This window comes from Methylobacterium sp. PvR107, from assembly GCF_017833295.1.
Classification (GTDB): Bacteria; Pseudomonadota; Alphaproteobacteria; order Rhizobiales; family Beijerinckiaceae; genus Methylobacterium.
The window spans coordinates 2,898,219-2,914,857 of record NZ_JAFIBW010000001.1 but is presented as its reverse complement, the minus strand read 5'-3'; the positions used below and the strand labels follow the sequence as shown (position 1 = coordinate 2,914,857).

19 protein-coding genes, 1 tRNA gene and 1 pseudogene are annotated in these 16,639 nt (G+C 68.9%); 5 read left to right on the top strand and 16 right to left on the bottom strand.

The window, feature by feature from the left end:
• Nucleotides 1-143 precede the first annotated feature (143 nt).
• A complete protein-coding gene (locus tag JOE48_RS13735) occupies nt 144-677 on the top strand; it encodes an isochorismatase family protein (protein ID WP_210035747.1) in 534 nt (177 codons plus the stop codon).
• 24 nt (nt 678-701) lie between these two features.
• Here JOE48_RS13735 and JOE48_RS13730 read toward each other — a convergent pair whose 3' ends face one another.
• The 5 genes from JOE48_RS13730 to JOE48_RS13710 form a co-directional block, all read right to left on the bottom strand.
• On the bottom strand, nt 702-1,298 hold the full coding sequence (locus tag JOE48_RS13730; protein ID WP_210030525.1) for a sigma-70 family RNA polymerase sigma factor: 597 nt from the start codon (nt 1,296-1,298) through the stop codon (nt 702-704).
• A complete protein-coding gene (locus JOE48_RS13725) occupies nt 1,295-1,552 on the bottom strand; it encodes a NepR family anti-sigma factor (protein ID WP_210030522.1) in 258 nt (85 codons plus the stop codon). The genes JOE48_RS13730 and JOE48_RS13725 overlap by 4 nt, the downstream gene beginning before the upstream one ends.
• Nucleotides 1,553-2,092: 540 nt before the next feature.
• The gene (locus JOE48_RS13720; RefSeq protein ID WP_210030520.1) at nt 2,093-2,593 is read right to left on the bottom strand and encodes a hypothetical protein; all 501 of its coding nucleotides are present in this window, start codon (nt 2,591-2,593) and stop codon (nt 2,093-2,095) included.
• Nucleotides 2,594-4,538: 1,945 nt separating this feature from the next.
• A tRNA-Thr gene (locus JOE48_RS13715) sits at nt 4,539-4,613 on the bottom strand.
• 291 nt (nt 4,614-4,904) lie between these two features.
• Nucleotides 4,905-5,186: a hypothetical protein gene (locus tag JOE48_RS13710; protein WP_210030518.1), complete on the bottom strand. Its 282-nt coding sequence runs from the start codon at nt 5,184-5,186 to the stop codon at nt 4,905-4,907.
• Between the two features lie 280 nt (nt 5,187-5,466).
• Between JOE48_RS13710 and JOE48_RS13705 the strand changes: the two genes are divergently transcribed.
• Nucleotides 5,467-6,105: a hemerythrin domain-containing protein gene (locus tag JOE48_RS13705; protein ID WP_210030509.1), complete on the top strand. Its 639-nt coding sequence runs from the start codon at nt 5,467-5,469 to the stop codon at nt 6,103-6,105.
• A 135-nt stretch (nt 6,106-6,240) separates the two neighbouring features.
• Here JOE48_RS13705 and JOE48_RS13700 read toward each other — a convergent pair whose 3' ends face one another.
• The 3 genes from JOE48_RS13700 to JOE48_RS13690 form a co-directional block, all read right to left on the bottom strand.
• Entirely contained in the window at nt 6,241-6,495 is a 255-nt protein-coding gene (locus tag JOE48_RS13700) for a hypothetical protein (RefSeq protein WP_210030507.1), read from the bottom strand.
• Between the two features lie 490 nt (nt 6,496-6,985).
• Nucleotides 6,986-7,294, bottom strand: coding sequence for a hypothetical protein (locus JOE48_RS13695; protein WP_210030506.1), 309 nt, complete (start codon nt 7,292-7,294; stop codon nt 6,986-6,988).
• 211 nt (nt 7,295-7,505) lie between these two features.
• Nucleotides 7,506-7,757, bottom strand: a complete 252-nt coding sequence (locus tag JOE48_RS13690; protein ID WP_210030504.1) for a hypothetical protein — start codon at nt 7,755-7,757, stop codon at nt 7,506-7,508.
• 829 nt (nt 7,758-8,586) lie between these two features.
• Between JOE48_RS13690 and JOE48_RS31055 the strand changes: the two genes are divergently transcribed.
• The gene (locus JOE48_RS31055; protein WP_210030502.1) at nt 8,587-9,966 is read left to right on the top strand and encodes an FAD/NAD(P)-binding protein; all 1,380 of its coding nucleotides are present in this window, start codon (nt 8,587-8,589) and stop codon (nt 9,964-9,966) included.
• Between the two features lie 105 nt (nt 9,967-10,071).
• On the opposite strand, the pseudogene JOE48_RS31050 reads toward JOE48_RS31055, so the two are convergent.
• The 5 genes and pseudogenes from JOE48_RS31050 to JOE48_RS13665 form a co-directional block, all read right to left on the bottom strand.
• A pseudogene (locus tag JOE48_RS31050) lies at nt 10,072-10,563 on the bottom strand (hypothetical protein); the annotation flags it as partial.
• Between the two features lie 224 nt (nt 10,564-10,787).
• Nucleotides 10,788-11,123, bottom strand: a complete 336-nt coding sequence (locus JOE48_RS13680; protein WP_210030500.1) for a class I SAM-dependent methyltransferase — start codon at nt 11,121-11,123, stop codon at nt 10,788-10,790.
• 417 nt (nt 11,124-11,540) lie between these two features.
• Nucleotides 11,541-11,906, bottom strand: coding sequence for a response regulator (locus tag JOE48_RS13675; protein WP_210030498.1), 366 nt, complete (start codon nt 11,904-11,906; stop codon nt 11,541-11,543).
• On the bottom strand, nt 11,903-13,390 hold the full coding sequence (locus JOE48_RS13670) for a sensor histidine kinase (RefSeq protein WP_210030496.1): 1,488 nt from the start codon (nt 13,388-13,390) through the stop codon (nt 11,903-11,905). The genes JOE48_RS13675 and JOE48_RS13670 overlap by 4 nt, the downstream gene beginning before the upstream one ends.
• A 517-nt stretch (nt 13,391-13,907) precedes the next feature.
• The gene (locus JOE48_RS13665; protein WP_210030492.1) at nt 13,908-14,420 is read right to left on the bottom strand and encodes a DUF3016 domain-containing protein; all 513 of its coding nucleotides are present in this window, start codon (nt 14,418-14,420) and stop codon (nt 13,908-13,910) included.
• A 228-nt stretch (nt 14,421-14,648) separates the two neighbouring features.
• On the opposite strand from JOE48_RS13665, the gene JOE48_RS30820 reads away from it, so the two are divergent.
• Entirely contained in the window at nt 14,649-14,777 is a 129-nt protein-coding gene (locus JOE48_RS30820) for a hypothetical protein (protein WP_280921314.1), read from the top strand.
• Nucleotides 14,778-14,786: 9 nt separating this feature from the next.
• Here JOE48_RS30820 and JOE48_RS13660 read toward each other — a convergent pair whose 3' ends face one another.
• Both JOE48_RS13660 and JOE48_RS13655 read right to left on the bottom strand, forming a co-directional pair.
• Nucleotides 14,787-15,065 carry an adenylosuccinate synthase gene (locus JOE48_RS13660; RefSeq protein ID WP_210030490.1) on the bottom strand — a complete coding sequence of 93 codons (279 nt, stop codon included), beginning with the start codon at nt 15,063-15,065 and terminating at the stop codon, nt 14,787-14,789.
• Between the two features lie 57 nt (nt 15,066-15,122).
• Nucleotides 15,123-15,371, bottom strand: coding sequence for a DUF6894 family protein (locus tag JOE48_RS13655; protein ID WP_192709570.1), 249 nt, complete (start codon nt 15,369-15,371; stop codon nt 15,123-15,125).
• Between the two features lie 122 nt (nt 15,372-15,493).
• Between JOE48_RS13655 and JOE48_RS13650 the strand changes: the two genes are divergently transcribed.
• Nucleotides 15,494-15,748 carry a hypothetical protein gene (locus tag JOE48_RS13650; protein WP_210030488.1) on the top strand — a complete coding sequence of 85 codons (255 nt, stop codon included), beginning with the start codon at nt 15,494-15,496 and terminating at the stop codon, nt 15,746-15,748.
• 150 nt (nt 15,749-15,898) lie between these two features.
• On the opposite strand, the gene JOE48_RS13645 is transcribed toward JOE48_RS13650, so the two are convergent.
• Nucleotides 15,899-16,366 (bottom strand): MucR family transcriptional regulator, encoded by a 468-nt coding sequence (locus tag JOE48_RS13645; protein ID WP_210030486.1) that lies wholly within the window; start codon nt 16,364-16,366, stop codon nt 15,899-15,901.
• Between the last annotated feature and the right edge of the window lie 273 nt (nt 16,367-16,639).

Here is a 16,639-nt window from a genome sequence, read left to right as displayed (position 1 = left end):
CGACGGACGTGCGGAAGCCGTGCGCATGGCCCGCGGCTCACCCCTCCGGCTGGAGGTCTGCCGGACCGCCACAGGAGCGGATTAGACATCGGGCCGCACGCCGATGCGGCATGCCCGTGCGCGAGACCGGAGACCCGAACCGAATGCCGCTGATCGATCCCGCCCGGACGCTCCTCCTCGTCATCGACGTTCAGGTCCGGCTGATGCCGGCGATCGCCGAGGGCGACGGGGTGCTCGCCAACACGGGCCGCCTTGCCGCGGCCGCGAAGCTTCTCGAGGTGCCGGTCCTGTTCACCGAGCAGAATGCCGGAGGCCTCGGGCCGACGGTGCCGGAACTCGCGCCGGAGCCCGGGATGGCCTTCCCGAAGATGAGCTTCGGTGCCGCGCAGGCCCCGGGCTTCCTCGACCGCCTGCCCGCGGAGCGCGACCTCGTGGTGGCCGGCTGCGAGGCGCATATCTGCGTGCTTCAGACCGCGCTCGGCTTGCTGGAGGCCGGGCGACGCGTCTGCGTGGTCGGCGATGCGGTCGGCTCCCGCCGGATCGAGAACCGGGACGCGGCACTTGTGCGCATGGCGGCCCACGGCGCCGAGATCGTCACCACCGAGATGGTGGTGTTCGAGTGGCTCGGCACCGCCCGGCACAGGCGGTTCTGCGACGTGGTCCGGCTCATCAAGTGAGCGGCGCGCCGCGGGCGCGGCGCCTCAGCTCCCGCCCAGGACCGCCCGGGTCTGGGCGTCGGGGCCGATATCGTCCGTGCCTGCCATGCCCAGCACCTCGATCAGGCGCATGCGCGCGCGGCTGACCCGGCTCTTGATCGTCCCGACCGCGACGCCGCAGATCGCCGCGGCCTCCTCGTAGGTGAAACTCTGGGCGCCCACGAGGACCAGCGCCTCGCGCTGGGCGGCCGGCAGGCGGTTCAGGGCGCTCTCGAACTGCGCCATCTCGATCCGGACCTCCTGCTCGGGCAGGGCGGTCAGCCGGCCGGCATGGACGCCGTCGGCGTCCTCCACCTCGCGCTTGCGCTTGCGCTGCTCCGAGTAGAACAGGTTGCGCAGGATCGTGAACAGCCACGCGGTCAGGTTGGTCCCCCGGCGGAAGCTGGCGGCGTTGATCCAGGCGCGCACCAGCGTGTCTTGGACGAGGTCGTCCGAGCGGTCGAAGTCGTAGGTCAGCGAGAACGCGAAGGCGCGCAGGGCCGGGATCGCCCCGAGCAGCAGGTCGCGCATCTCGGCATCGGCGCCGGCCGGCGTGGGGCCGGGCTCGTTCCCCGCGGGAGCGGCTTGCAACATCAGTGTCATGGCTGGGCCTCCGTCTCGGCGCAGGCGGCGAGGTCGTCGAGCAGCGCCCGGAGCCGGTCGGGGATCGGCTGGGCCAGGACGGCCGCGTAGTGCAGCCGCAGGCCGCGCCCGATCCGGTCCCGCGCCGCCGCATCGATCGGGCGGCTCTGCGCGCCGCCCTGCTTCGCCCGGCGCGGCGGCGCGGCGGCGCGATCGCCGGCTTCGACCGTCCCGGCAGAGCCTCTGATCGGCCGCTCGTCCTCGTTCGCCATCATGGCCGCGCCCCTATCGTGCGCGATGCGCCCCCCGAGGGGCAGTGCGGTCCGCCGCTCCGGTCATCGACCGGGCATTGCGCGGACATGCGTCATCGCCTTCCGGTGGCGCTGGTAGGCGCGGCGGATTTAATCGCCTCTGAATTGCGCATTCATCTAATCTTAATCTAATAGCGGCCGCGCTTGATGCGATATCGACCAGAATTACCTTGGTTACAAATCAGAAATACTTATCTATAGCTTGGCCGTTACGGTTATCGCGGGATCCGTCTGAACGGGGGCTGAGCGCCAGCCCGCCCGGGTGTGCGTCAAAGGCGCCTGTTTGCGCGCGCTCGGCCTGCCGCACGCCCTCGCCCCACGCGCCGGAGCAAAGGCGCGTATCGGGCGTGATCGATGGACAGGTGCGCCGCACTTCCCGCGGCCGTGCGGAAGGCTGGTGCCGGGAGGGCAACGGGCTCAACAGGGTGCCCGAAGTGGTTGATTTATAACTGTGCAGGTCGACGCTGAAGGCGTTTGATACATCCGATGCTGCACGTGGGGCGATTAGCCGTTGCCCTCTGCGTTCTGGTAAGAGTGGCGCTTGTTCAGGCTGCCGCCCTCGTAGAGGATGACCGGGTGTGGGCCCGCGAAGCTGACGCCAAGGTCGAACTTCGCCGATCCGCTCTTACGTGTCCCACGGTTGGGATTAGCCACGGCGAAATCGATGGTGGAGCGGGCTGCGCACTTCCGAGCAGCAGCGTTGCAGACCACCCGCAGGGTGCCAGGGCGATGGGCATAGTGCCTGACGGGCCATTGTGCGATGGCGCGCTGCTTCTCCGCCTGAAGGTCCGCCTGGGTGTATGATTTCCCGTAGAACAGGACCGTTCGCCCATACATGTAAGGTACCCCTGCAACCGGGCTGACGTTGTTGGAGGACCAAATCTGCAAGTAGCGACTGGCTATGAACGCGGTGCGATCCTTCATTTCTTGAGGACTCACGGCGTATGAGGGCGATACAGACATGAAGGCGACTGCGCCAATCAGCAGTTTCTTGCAGTATGCCATACAGGTCCCCGCCCGTTGCGAATTGAGGAGCTTCAACGTTCCACAAGCCACCGCATGACGCCTACAGGCTGGGTGGACGTGGCCTCCCTCCGGTACTGCCTTGGCTGATCCCCTGTCTCGCGCTCGTAACGGTCAGAGAGTTCGACATACCGGTGACCATAAGGCTGTCCTGCCGGATAGCCATAGCTCCGACCCGGAACATAGACACGGCGAAGCGGCCGCTCGACTGCGGGGCTCTCATCATCCTCGGCGTCGTCGTTTGAGGCTACGCGCGCCGTTTCAGGCTTATGGCTCAGCCTTGCCGTGAGCGGGTGGGATTGTGTCTTGCGGGCTGCCAAATCGTCTGAGGGCTTCGATGATGCAGGCCGCTCGATCGGCTTTGCGGCGAGGATTGGGCGACTCGGTGAGTCCGGCTTTGCCTTAAGCTCGGATGTGGATGGCCGAGACGGTGGGGAAACCTGGGCCACGATAGAACGCTGAGCCTGTCGCGCTCCGACCTTCTCGCCCTCCTGTGACGCGGCGCTCTTCGTGGGATCCGCCTTCTCATCCAGATGGAACACAAGCGGAGGCAGAGATGCACGTGTGGAGGGTGCCTCCGAGCTTCGCTTGATCGGATCGACCCAGCCATTCGAATCTGACGGCGGCTGAGTGCCTGTCGCAGGAAGTTCATCAGAATGGCGTGATGGGTTCTCAAGCGTAGCGATCTTTGCAGGCCTGGACGCTGCTGCGGATTCCGGTTCGATGGACGGACGGCCAATGAGAGCGACGGTTGCAGCAACCCCACCCGCGAAGGCGGCGATCAGGCCAAGAAACGGCTTTACAGGCGCACTCATGGGCACTCTGTCCAAATAGGTGGTCTGGATCGGGCGTATCGGCACAAACCCTGAGACGCCTGAAGTGGTTCCGATAGCCTGCGGTTCGATGCCCCCTCGCGCGCACCTGCAACCGTCGCGAGGGGGGGGCAGCGTTAGGAGGTCGCCCCGGTTCGCCTGGGAAACACATCCTGTTTCTCAGAATTTCTGAGGCTCCTAACGCTCCTGAAACATCATCCCGACCCTGTAGGCCAGCGTGCGGCCTGCCTTCGCCGGCAGCGATGCGTTGAACACTGATCTGAGCATCCACGCCCGTCCGCTTCGGTGAGGGGAATGCGGTGGGCGGGCTTGGATGGTACGCGCGAGCCGGCGCAAAGCCAGTACAACTGGCCGGCTGGTCGGTTCAACCGTTGCCTACGAACCTAGTCACACCAGCGGGCGGCTGCGCAAAAATGCATCTAGGCTCGCTCGATAGAGCCCTCTCGACCCTTCGGGCGAGCGTAAAGGTCGAACCGTGTCGACGCACACGCAATGCAATATTCGGACAACGTTTCAATTCAGACTGAGAGCGTCCACGCCCGCCCGTCTGCCTTGGGGGACAAGTTTGCGGGCGAGCGTGGAAGGTCGGCGACCCATCCTGCCGCCGACACCGGCAGCCTTACACAGAAGCTGCTGATGACGTCCCTGTGACGCATCCGCCACGTCCCACGAACGCCGCTCGCGCATCAGGTGTGCCCCATTCGAGGCAAAGGGTTGCGGCCTATCGGAACAACGGCGTGCGTGCGCCAAGGATGCAAAGGCCTGCAACGAAGAGGACACCGCCCGTCAGCTCGAGGATCACTTTACGCCGAACGCTCAGCAACGATGCCGCGGCGGACGCTGCACCAGCCACCAAGCAGGCCAACGAGATAACGGTCAATGCCACGCCTCCACTACGCGTTGAGGCGTCACCTACGGTGCGGAGGATCACGAAGTTTCGTCTTAGAGTTGGAAAGCCTGAACCGCCCTCACGAACGCCGCTCGCGCCTCCGGCGCGGGCGGCCGCAGCTTGGGCAAAATGGTGCGGCCGTTGCCCCAACTGACAAAACGAAGCGCTCGGCAGATGCGAAATGAAGCTAAGTCCGTGTGATAATTGGTGCCGGTGGAGAGGATCGAACTCCCGACCTTCGGTTTACAAAACCGCTGCACTACCGCTGTGCTACACCGGCAGGCGCACTGAAACCATTGAGGAATTTAGCGGTTTCCGTGCGTCGGAGGCGACTTTGACACCGTTTGGTGGCGTCTCGTCAAGGCACAAAGCCCGGCCCCTTCCGGTCCGCACGCCCCTTCGGGCGCGCGCAGCAGATCGGCGCCTGGGCAGATGCCGTGCGAGTCCCCGGGTGACGGTATGATGCCCGCGCCGGCTCACGACGCTGCTGGGCCGCGGCGCTCGACGGCGCAAACCACGCGGGTGTGACCCGGTGATTGCGCCGGCCGAGGGCGCGGCCTCGAAGGCGAGGTCAGTAGGCGTAGTCCCGGCGCGGGTAGGCCTGGGGCGGCCCGTATCCGGTTCCACGTGGTTGAACGCGCGCGCCGTAATCGATCTCGCGCCGCGCCTGACGGTTGGCCAGAGCACGTCCCGTCAAGCACCCTGCAACCGCACCGACCACGCCCCGCTCGGCCAGGTAATGGCCGGCGAGGCCGCCGATGATCGCGCCCTTGATGCAGCCCTTGGCTTCGGCCGCTCCGACACTCATGAGGGCCATAACGGCGACGATGGATGCGCGTCCGACAATTCGCATGCTGGTGCTCCCGGTGTTGATGCCAACAAGAACCTGCGCGGACGCAGGCGCGTTCCCCCTCCGGTCTCATCCGCTTCTGACCGAGCTGTCCGCCGATGCCGCGCTGGTCCGTGTCTGGGCGGTCGATGATCCGTCGGCAGGGATCCCGACCCTCAGACCGCACCTGAGGACGGCCGAGGCGGCTTCCGCGTCCGCCCCTTTTCTTCAGGGGCGGCCAGGAACGGTCCGTACGAGTGGATGGTTCGAAGCTGTTGCGACGCCACCGACACGGGAGACATGCATGGACATTTGGCAGCTCATCGAGCGCGACCACGAGAACATCGGTGGCCTGATCCGCGAGATTCCCTACGCGCTCAACGATCCCGGGGCGGTCGGCGGCCGAGAGCAGATGCTGTCCGATCTCAGGGCCGAGCTGGACCTGCATGCGATCGCTCTCGATGCAAGCCTCTACGGTCCCTTGAGCCACGAGCCTCCGACACGCGCGCTGCTGGAGGACTTGCACCGCGGCCACGCGGAGTTCAGGCGGCAGTTCCAGCGGCTCGCCCGCTACTCGCGGAAAAACTCGGCCGGCTGGCTCGACACGTTCGAGGATGTCACCTTCCTGGTGGATCAGCACCTGCACCGCCACGTTCACGAGCTGATCCCGGCAGCCCAGGCTCTTCTCGGGCCCGAGGAGGTCGCCGCGGCGACACGGGCCTTCGTGCGCGCGAAGACGAAGGCTCTTCAGGCGCGCCGGCGGCGCAATGCGGCGGGGGGCATGTCGAGCGAGATCGCCCTGGTTGCGACGCTCTCCGGCGTGGCGGTCGGACTCGGCTATCTGGTCTGGAACGGGGGCCGGTTTGGCGGCGCACGCTCGAGCCGTGCAGCCGAGGCGGCGGACCGTGTCCCCCGGCAGGCGGTCCGGCCGATGCCACGGTGATCGCCGCCGGCATCGAGGTGCGCGCGCGGCGCAATGGCACCCGCCCCCGATCTGCTCACGGGGCGGGGAGCGACCGATCTCACCCGCGTGTGAGCCGAGGCTCAACGCGGCTCGGTCGCGGCGCGCCAGACGCCACTAAGGTGCCGCCGGCCCTCTGAGCGTCCGGCTCACGGCTCGAACTCTGGCGCGGTTGGCTTCACCCTGCACGTAGCTGATGACGCGACGCCGAACCGCCACGTCCTCGATCTGCTCGAACGCCCGGATCAACTCGGCGTTCTCCGACAGGCTCAAGCCCTTCGCGTCGTTCAGCTGCCTCGCTACCCGGAGAGTCTCGATCGAGATGCCGAGCGCATCGGCGATCTGCGAGAGAGCTTGTGCCGTGTCATCCATGACCGGAACCCCAGGTCAGTTCGGAAGGCTCAACCGCTAGTTTTGTATGCAAGCGCGTACAAATCACGGAAGCGTGCGTCGTCTGGTTCGGTCGGCCTGCCGTGCTTCAGGCACATGGCTGGTTGCTTCGACGTCGAGACAACGTGCGGCTTGCTGGCAACGGGCAGGCCGGAGTGCGGTCCGGGATGCCGATAGCGGCCGCCAGCGCGTAGGGACCGCGTTCAAACGAAGTGCGGCGGCAGGATCAGAAACTGCGCGTGCACGATCAGACTGAGCGCCATCGCGGCCGTCACGACGGCGTCTACGAGCCGGCTGGTCCTCGTCGCTGGCTTGGTCATGGCGTGCCCTTCCGATCCTCTGGCCGGCGACCGGCTGCGTCGGGACAGGCTTATGGTTAAGCCTGATGTCCGGCTGATTGCGTCGCGTGTTGCGTCTGTGACGTCGTCTGTGCGCTCCCTCGAGGCCGCCGAGGGGCCCGAGTTTTCCGGCTCTATTGGAGCGTGCACATGTCTGCCGGCACTTCGCGCCCAGCTTCCAAGAGGGCACGCAACTTACGCGCGGCGATCAGGATGATGTCGGGACGCGCAACCCCGTGAGGCGTCTCGGTCACGAAGCGCCGAAGCGCTTCCGTGAGGTTCCTCTCGATCTCATCCATCAGCTTGAGGCCCTTGGAGCCCTCCAGCCTCAGGTAGGCATCGGACAGCGTGAGGTAAGCCGCGCTCGCAAGGAGGAAGGCAACGCCGTTGGCTTCCTGCACCTCATCAGGAAGCCACTCGCTTTCCGCGACGCTGTTTTCCATGGGCCGGGTCCCGCCGAGTGTGTCTCGGCGGGCTGTCTATCCAGTTTTGGAGCTGTGCCGATTGATAAAAGTGCGCTTTCACGCAGCGCTGCAATTCCTCCGATCCCTAAACGCGGGCCGCGCGCTGCCTATCCGGTGAAGGATCATCTGCGCGCGGCTCGGTGCCGGCCACATGGCCCTGCCGGAGGGTGGCTCCGGGCAAGCACGATCATCAGGGCGCAAACTTCAGGCTGATCTTACGGCCCTCGTGTGAGATGACGTAGCACAGCTTGTCGACTTCCAGAGCCGCCGAGATCAGTCGCAATTTCTGCGGGAAGGGTCCATCTGAAGCCACCTCGATGAGGGCCCCGCCTTTACTGAGGTTCCAAATCAGGCAGCCGCAGCGTTCCTTCGGATCGCCGAAATATATTTGTCCCGTCTTGAGGCCGGCTCGGATCGACTCGCTCTTCTTATTTTCAGACACGAAAATTCTCATACGCTTATAAAATCGAACATTTATTAGACTATCGCCCCACGGGCTAGCTTCCACATCAAATGATGCACGCGATCGTGGCATGGGATAAGTACTTACGCCCTCGTCACCCGCGAACTGTTCGGTGTGCCCTTGCCGCACGATCGGGACATCGGCAACATTCCGCGCCACCGGCCTCCATCGACGACGGGCCATGCTGCCGGAGTGCCCGATTTTGACCGTTGTGCAGGGGGCAGCGGCGTCCGAGAGACCCCGCTTCGATCGGCGGAGGGAGCGGGCCTGAGGCGGCGGAAGCTGCGGGCTTCCGCAAGATGTCGTCTTCCGGGACGTTCAGCGTGCGGGGGCTGAACCCGGAGCGGGGGGCTGCGGCAAGGCCGACCGGAACGCTGCTGAGACGCGGTGTGCTGCTGGCTCCCCGTCTGCCAGGTCCAGGACCCGGCAATGCCACCCGCGAGGACGAGCCCAACCACCGCGAGTCCGATCACGATCGCCTTGAGATCGGGCCACTCCCGACGCGTCGATGGCTCCAGGCATTCCCTCTCGCGTGGACAGACGGACGAAGGCACGCCCCGAGACGCTGACCGCCCGACGGCCCGACAGGAGTCGCCGCCTCGGCCCGCATCGGAGATCGGGACCTTCGCGCCGGTCGGGTGCGGATGGAGCGTCGTCGGCCCGCACAGGGCCTGCACGATGATGTGTGAAACGGCACGGCGGTTCGCGAGCCGGTCTTGTCATCGCCGCGGGCCGGGCTCACCCGCGAGACGATGATCGCGACACCGCGCCAGTCCGACCGACCTGCGGATGTTCCCGGAGATGCTGCGTGACCGCACCGCCCGCCTCGGACGCCCTCCGGCTCGTGATCGTCGGCGGCGGCTTCACCGGGGCGGCGCTCGCCATTCATGCGATGCGGGTTGCCGCTGGTCCCCTCGACATCGTCGTGCTGGAGCCCCGGGCGGAACTCGGGCGCGGCGTGGCCTACGGCACGGCGGACCGGAACCATCGGATCAACGTGCCGAGCGATCGCATGGACGTCGCCGCCGCAGATTCCGGAGCTGCGACCGCGTGGTTTCGCGCGCACGGCCTCCTGCCCGGGGGCGAGGCGGCGCGCTACCTGCCACGCGCCGCCTACGGGGCCTATGTCGGGGACCTGCTGGCCCGGACAGGCGCGGCGGCCGGCCATCGGGTGCGCCTGCGCCATCTGCGGATGGCGGCCACCGCGGTGACGCCGCGGAACGGCGCCTGGGAGGTTGACGCGGAGACGGGGGAGCGGATCGCGGCGGATCGCGTCGCCCTCTGCTTCGGCCACGCGGTGCCGGCTCTACCCTCTCGCCTCGGTCCGGGTGTCGCCGCGTCCCGCCGCTTCGTTTCGGATCCCTGGGCGGCCGATTCCCTGGCCGCCGTCGAGCCGGAGGACTCCGTCCTGGTCGTCGGCACCGGGCTCACCATGGCCGACGTGATAACGAGCCTCCGCGCGGGCGGCCATCGCGGGACGATCACCGCGGTGTCGCGCCGCGGCCTCCTGCCCAGGGCGCACGGCGTCTTCCTGACGAATCTCGACGTGCTGGGGCCGGATCGGCCGCGGACGGCGCTGGAGCTGCTCCGCCTGCTCCGACGGCAGGTCGCGGCCGTCGATCCCGCGCTGGGCTGGCAGCCCGTGCTCGACTCGTTCCGCAAGGTCCTGCCCGATGTCTGGAATGACCTGCCGCCCGTCGAGCAGCGGCGGATCGTGCGCCGCCTGCTGCCGTTCTGGGAGGTGCACCGGTTCCGAATCGCGCCGCAGATCGCGGCCGGCCTCGCGCAGGCCCGGGCCGAGGGGCAGCTCTCAGTGCAGCGGGCGTCGGTGACCGGCTTGGCGCTGGCCGCCGATGGCCGCCTGGAGGCGGAATTGCGGGCGGGCGGCGCGACGGCGCGCCACCTGTTCGACGCGGTGGTGCTCTGCACCGGGCCGGAGCGCGACGTCTCGCGAAACCCGCTGGTGGCGGCCCTGCTCGCCGACGGCACCGCGCGCCTCGACGCGGTCGGGCTCGGGCTCGCCGTCGATCGCTGCAGCCGCGTGCTCGGAGCGGCGGGCGCGCCGCAGCCGGGCCTCTACGCCTTCGGCCCGATGACCCGCGGCAGCTTCGGCGAGATGAGCGGCGCCGCCGACATCGCCCACCACATCGAGGCCGTCGTGGCCGGCCTGCTCGAACGGGATCCATAGAGCGTTTCCACCGAAGTGATCACCGGTTCGGCGCCAGAAAATGCGCTCGCCGACCCGCCGCACGGTCCGGCGCGGCTCGGCGCCCCAGCGGTACTTGTACGGCTCCTCGCCGCGCAGGAAGTCGGACTCCGCCGCCCCCGCCGCCGCGGCCGCCGCGATCAGGCAGGCGAAGGCGAGCGTACCGAAGCTCTGCCCCGGGACGCTCATGTCGGCGGCGTTGATGGAGGAATAACCGGCGCGCGGGTCGGCGAGGCCGTCGAGCACGGCCACGAGCGCTGCCGCTCGGCGGACCGCGTGCAGCGCGAACAGCGCCGGGCCTACCTCGGCGGGCGTGGCGAGCGCCTCGGTGACGCCGCCGATGCGCGCGGCCCGATGCCGGTCATGCACGACCTTGCGGCGCTGCGTGCCGGTGAGGGCGGCGAGTGGCGAGCCCGCGCCGAGCAGCGTCGGGACCGGGCAGATTTCCGCTTCGGCGTCGCAGGCCTGCCAGCCCTCGGGCACGGGCCTGAGGAGCGGGGAATCGACCCGCAGGTCCGGCAGCAGGAGCGCGTCCCACCGGTCCGCCGTCGCCAGAATGGCGGACCACAACCGGTCCATCGGCGCGCCGGGCGCGACCAGGGCATCGCAGCAATCGCTGTGTCCGGCCTCGTGCCAGACGAACAGCGGCAGGACCGCCACGAGATCGCCGGCCGGGTCGCGCACCGCCGCGTCAAGACGCTCGCCGCTCCCGAGATGCATCCACCACGCCTCCAGCCGGGCCGTGGACTGGAACGGCGTGGCGCGCGGGTCGCGCCGCCACAGGGACCAATGCTCCTGCCGGGTCACGCGCGCCGCCTCCGGTGGAATCCCGTTCCGTCCCCGATCCTGAACGAGCGCTCGCCCGCCCGCAGCACCCGCGCGGCTTCCGCCAGGAAGGCGTCGAGGCCGTCGACCCGGACCACGTAGGGCAGGCTGTCGATCGCGATCAGGAGATCCAACGCGCCGCCCAGCACCGGGCAGAGGCCGTCGGCATTCTGTCCGAAAGCCAGGTTGCTGCCTTCGCCGGCCCGCCGGCGGGCCTCGGCGACCATGCCGGCGGAGAGGTCGAGGCCGAGCACGCGTCCGGCCTCGCCGGCGAGCGCAGCCGCCTCCCGGCCGATGCCGCAGCCGAAATCCACCACCCGGCGTCCCGCTGGCGGGGCCGGGCGTCCAGCATCACCAGCGCCGCTTCGAGCTCGTCCGACCGGGCGCCGGCGTAATCCGCGCGGGTCGCGAAGCCCAGCCGTGCGGCATCCGCCATGCCGGCGGGCGCGCTGTCCGTGAGGCGGATCAGGATCAGCCCGGACGGGCGGGGGAGGGCGGTCCCCGCTTAGAGCGTCGCATCGTCGGCATGGGCCCCGACGAGGGCGACGGAGTCGGCGAGCGGCGTTCCGGACGCGAGGCGCCGCGCGAAGGCGAGGGACGCGCTCAAGGATCTGCCGGGCTGGGCAAGCGAGACACCCGCATGCTGGGACCAATGATGGCCGCTGCAGGTCGATCCGCCGCCGCGGCCGGAAATTCCCCGGCCCACTTGCCCTGCCCGGTTGCCCGGCGGGTCAGCCGAACAGGGTCCGGGCGACGATCTGCGGGTCGATCGGCTTCTGGCAGAGGGCCACGGCCCTGTGGGGCGCCGGCACGGCGGCCGGATCGTAGCCCGTGGCGAACAGGAACGGCACGCCCCGCGCGTGCAGGGCATCGGCCACGGGGTAGACGAGCTCGTCCTGCAGGTTGATGTCGAGCACCGCGGCGTCGATCTCGTCAGTGCTGGCGATCAGGGCCAGCGCCTCGGTCACGCTCGGCACCGGGCCGAGGACCTGGGCGCCGCCCTCCTCGAACCAACTCTTGAGGTCGACGCCGATGAAGTAGTCATCCTCGACCAGCAGGACACGCCGGCCGGTGAGCGCCTGGTTGGGCAGGGTCATGCGTGACTCCCGATGGCTTCTCCCGCGGGGAGGGGCAGGTCAATCGCGCAGTGCAGCGCCGTCTCGCCCAGTTCATAGCGGGTCTTCGCCTTGAGCGCATAGGGCAGCGCCCGCTCGATGAGTTCACGCCCGAAGCCGCCCCGCGTCACCGGGCACTCAAGCTCCCGCTCGCGGACGAGGCCCTCCTCGACCCACTCGACCAGCAGCCGGGGCCCGTCCTCCGACGCGCAGGTCCGCCACGTCACGCTGAGTCGCCCGTGGGGGGTGGTGAACGCGCCGTATTTCAGTGCGTTGGTGGCGAGCTCGTGCAGGGCCAGCGCGAAGGTCTGCACCGTCGCCTTGCGCAGCCGCACAACCGGCCCGTCAAGCCGGATCCGGCCCTGCATGGTTGGGGCGTCGAGGGCGGCCAGCTCGGTCTCGATCAGCGCCCGGAGCGTGATCGGCTCCTGGTCCGAGCGCGACAGGAGGCCCTGCACCCGGGAGAGCGCCGACAGGCGATCGTTGAACCGCTCCCGGAACGTCTCGCCGGGGCCGGTCTGCGCCATGGTCTGCTTGGCGATGGAGCGCACGACCCCCAGCAGGTTGCGGGTCCGGTGCTGCAGCTCCGCGACCATGACCTGCTGACGCTCCTGGAGCTGGCGCAGGTCGTCGATGTCGGTCGAGGTGCCGAGCCATTCGACGATCCGGCCCTGCGCATCGCGAACCGCAGCCGCGCGGGTCTGGAACCAGCAGTGGCGGCTTTCGGGCGCGTTGCAGAGCCGGTGCTCATACGAGAGATGGCCGGTCTCCGCCGCCTCGCGCCAAGCCGCCTGTGCGGTCGCCCAATCGTCGGGATGGACCGCTTGCAGCCAGCCCCAGCCGAGGCTCGTGACGTCGGTCTGGCCGGTATAGGCCTGCCATTGCGGGCTCGACCAGATGCAGGACCCGTCGAGCGCGGCCCGCCAGACGAGCTGCGGGATGCCCTCGGTCAGGGTGCGGAACCGCGCCTCGCTCGCGCGCAGGCGCCGCTCGGTGAGCACGCGCTCGGTGCTCTCGACCACGATGGCGATGACGCCGGCGGGCTGCCCGCCCGCGTCGAAGACCGGCGAATAGTCGAGGTTCATCCAGACCTGCTCGGGCCGCCCGTAGCGGTGCAGGGTGAGTTCCTGGTCCCGGTAAGACAGCGTGCCGCCGGCGAGCCCCACGCGCATGACGTTGTCGTTGAAGTCGGCGACCTCCGGCCAGCCCTCGCGCACCTTGGAGCCGAGGAGCTGCGGGTGCCGGCCGCCGGCGAAGCCCGAATAGGCATCGTTGTAGATCATGATGCCGTCCTCGCCCCACAGCAGGACGATCGGCACCGGCGAGAGCAGCACAGTGCTGACCGCGAAGATCAGGCATTGCGGCCAGCCCGTGATCGGGCCCAGGGGCGTCTGCGCCCAATCGTGGTTCCGGACGAGATCGCCGAGTTCGCCGCAGCCGGCCGGAAGGGGCCATGCCTCGTTCATGCCCGCAACGAATCTCGGGATTCCAGCACGATCCAGCGCGGGACTGAGAGAGATGGCGGCGATCCCACGACGGCACGGATCCATTGGCCGGGCCGGCTGCCGAACCCACCCGGCCGCGACGCTACTACAGGGCCGTAACCCTTGGTAGAGCCGCCCCGCCCCACGCGGGCCTGAGCCGCGGCGCGTTCCACGGCCTCGGCAACACCGGCCGGGCCGCCCCCGTCGGTCACCGCCGCGGACAGCCTGCTGACGACCGTCCGCGCCCGGCGCCATCGGATGCGGCGCAGCGCCCGGGTGCCGAGCGGTCGCCGATTCAACAACGTCACCCGAGGCGACAGCGGCGGCAACGCCGCCACCGGGAGCACCGCGACCCCGAGCGTTGGTCAGCAGCGCCGAGCCGGCACCCGGCCGGCCCGGATGTCACTCAGGCACCGTCGGGCTCGTTCATCGAAAGGCTCCTGATCACGGCGTGTCGCTCTGGTGACGGAGCGGCGGGCGGCCCGGTTCCGAAGGCGGCCTAGCCGCGGTCGGCATGCGCCGGAAAGCGCCGGGTGAACCAGTCGCGCAGGATCTGGCGCTCGTAGTACAGGCCGCCGGTCGAGAAACGCGGGTTCGACGTCAGCAGGAAGTTGATGTCGGTGATGGTGTCCGCGCCCTGCGCGACGATGCGGCCGCCGCGGTGCAGGGCGTAGGCGAGGCGGATCCGCGGCGGTGTGGCATCGGTCACGACCCGGACGCCCGTCGGCGTCGAGAAGCCCGGACGGTCGAAACCGGCGAGGTCGACATCGAGGACGGTGATGTCGAGGCGCTCCCCAGTCTGGAGCCGGGCCGCGCCGAGATCCTGGAAGATCCGGGTCAGCTCGGCGAGGGTGACCCGGAGCGGCTGCCCGGACGCGAAGCGATTCTCGGCGTCGGTGAAGCGCTCGGGTGACGCGTAGCGTACCTGCACCTCGGCGCGGGCCGGACCGGCCGCCAGCAGCGCCGCCGTGGAAGCCAGGCCGGCCCAGCCGCCGGCGAAGCGCATGCGCATGTCGCGTGTCCTCTCGCGTGTATCATCCGTGGCCGCCGCTCCGGGCGTCCGGGATCGCGGAAGTCCGCTGCCGGGGTAACGGAGCGCGCCGGCCATCATATCCGCGTCCTGCCCCACTGGGGGCCTGCGACGGAATAAGCTCGGTCCCGTTCATAGTCTCGCCGTGTTCCGGGCGCCTCGTGGCGCCATCAGCCCCGCGGGGCTGCCCAGTCCTGGGAGAACGACCGCATGATGAACTCTGTCCTCGCGCTCCTCACGGTCATCGCGGTGCTTGTGGTCACGGCGCTGTTCAAGCTGCCGCTCCTGCCGTTCCGCCTCGCCGGCCGCCTGCTGCGCAGCCGCCCGGCGGCCGCCTGACCGCGCCGTTCACTCCGCCGCGTCGATGGTGAACGCCATCCCGCGGCCGGGACCCTGATCGGAATAATCCACGAGCGCCAAGCCGCGCTCGGCCAGCGTCGCCGCGACGGTGTCCCGCTCCTTGCGCACCATCTGGCCGACCGCGAGCGGCGTCAGCCGCGGGCTCGCGCGCCGCAGCTGATCGACCCCGATATGCGCCGGCAGGCCTTCGCCCTCGGCGATCCGGGCGAGGGCGAGGCCCAGATCCTTCGCCTTCGTCTCCGCAGCGGATTTCGGCTTGAACGCCATTGCTGTCTCCTTCCTTGCTCGGCGCGCCGGCCCGACCTGAGGCCTGCGGTCTCACCGTCACGCGGCGCGCGCGTCGACGTTCACGTCGGGGAAAGCCCTGATCCAGACGCGGCGACCGCGCGCGTCGTAGACCTCAACCTGCCAGGCCGACCAGTCGAACCGCTCGACCACCCGCTCCATGAGAGCGAGCGCCACGCGCTCGGCATGAACGCGCATCCCCGCCGCGTTCGGAAGCCGGCTGCCCCTCAGGTCGGTCACCAGCTCGTGGCCGTCCGTGCAGTGGAAGCGGTAAAGCCGCATCGGCATTGACGTTTCCTCGACCAATCCACAGCGCTCCACAACGATCCGAGAACACGGCGCCGCGGCGGTTGATCCGGCCCGACCGATGCGCTTTGTTCATGAATTGTTCTATTCGGATTCGAGCCGCGATGCACGCAGATCCCGACGAAGCGCCTGTGGAGATGTGTCTCAGGGAGGCCGAAACGATCGCCCTGGCCTATCTTCGAGCGGCCCGGGGCGACGCGTGGCACGCGCTGGTCGCGGCGGTCGCAGACGCGCTCGTCGATCTCGCTGAGGCGGAGCGGTGCATCGCTCGGCAGGGGCAGCTGATCTCGCGCGGCTATGCCCGGGGCCGGACGGGTGCGCCCGGGACGGCGCGGCTGCCGAGACCCGAACAGGCGTAGCGTTCAGGTCGGGCCGAGTGTGGCCATCCAGGCGAGGCCTTCGCGCGGTCGGATGACCGTTCCACGTGAAGGATTGGCGCGTCGTTCTGCGACGGCTGCCGGCGATGGTGCTTTCAGGATCCGCGCCGGTCGGTGCGTCAGCGGGACCGTTCAGGCGGTCCGGCGACCCTTGCGCTCGCGCTCGGCCATGGCGCCGGGCTGTCCGAGGCCGATTGCCTTGGCCAGGGCCGAGCGCTGCTCGGCATAGCTCGGGGCAACCATCGGGTAGTCGGCCGGCAGGCCGTAGCGGTCGCGGTAGCTGCGCGGGTCGAAGCCGTGGCTGGTCAGGTGGCGCTTGAGCGTCTTGTAAGTCTTGCCGTCGATGAAGCTGACGATCCCGTCGGGGCGGACCGACTTGCGGATCTGGGCGGCGCTGGGCTTCTCGACATCGGCCTGCGCGGTCGCGCCGGAATCGGCGGTCAGGGTGCCGGAGACGAGGCCGGCGATCGCGCCGTGCACGCGCGTGATCAGGGCCGGCAGCTCGGCAACCGGCACGGGATTGTTCGACACATAGGCGGCAACAAGCTCGGCGGTGATAACGGCCAAGGTGTCGGTCGTGTCGTCGGGTATTTCGTTCATAAGACGTCTTCCGGTCCCTGTGGTATCTTCTTGTTGTTTGAGGCCAGTAAAGGTTTATACGAGGTAAATTTTGACGGAACATCTTGCGAATATGTGGCGATATTCCGTGCTGCGCTGCGCGATGAGCGGCGGCCGGCAAACCTGCCGCGATTGACCGAGCCGTCTCACCGAACGCAACGATCGGTCCTGCGGTCGGGGCGGCCCGTCTGCCGACTTCGCGGCGTCGTCGGGTCTGCGCGGCGGGGGGGCCGGGATCCGGCTCGAGACGGGAAG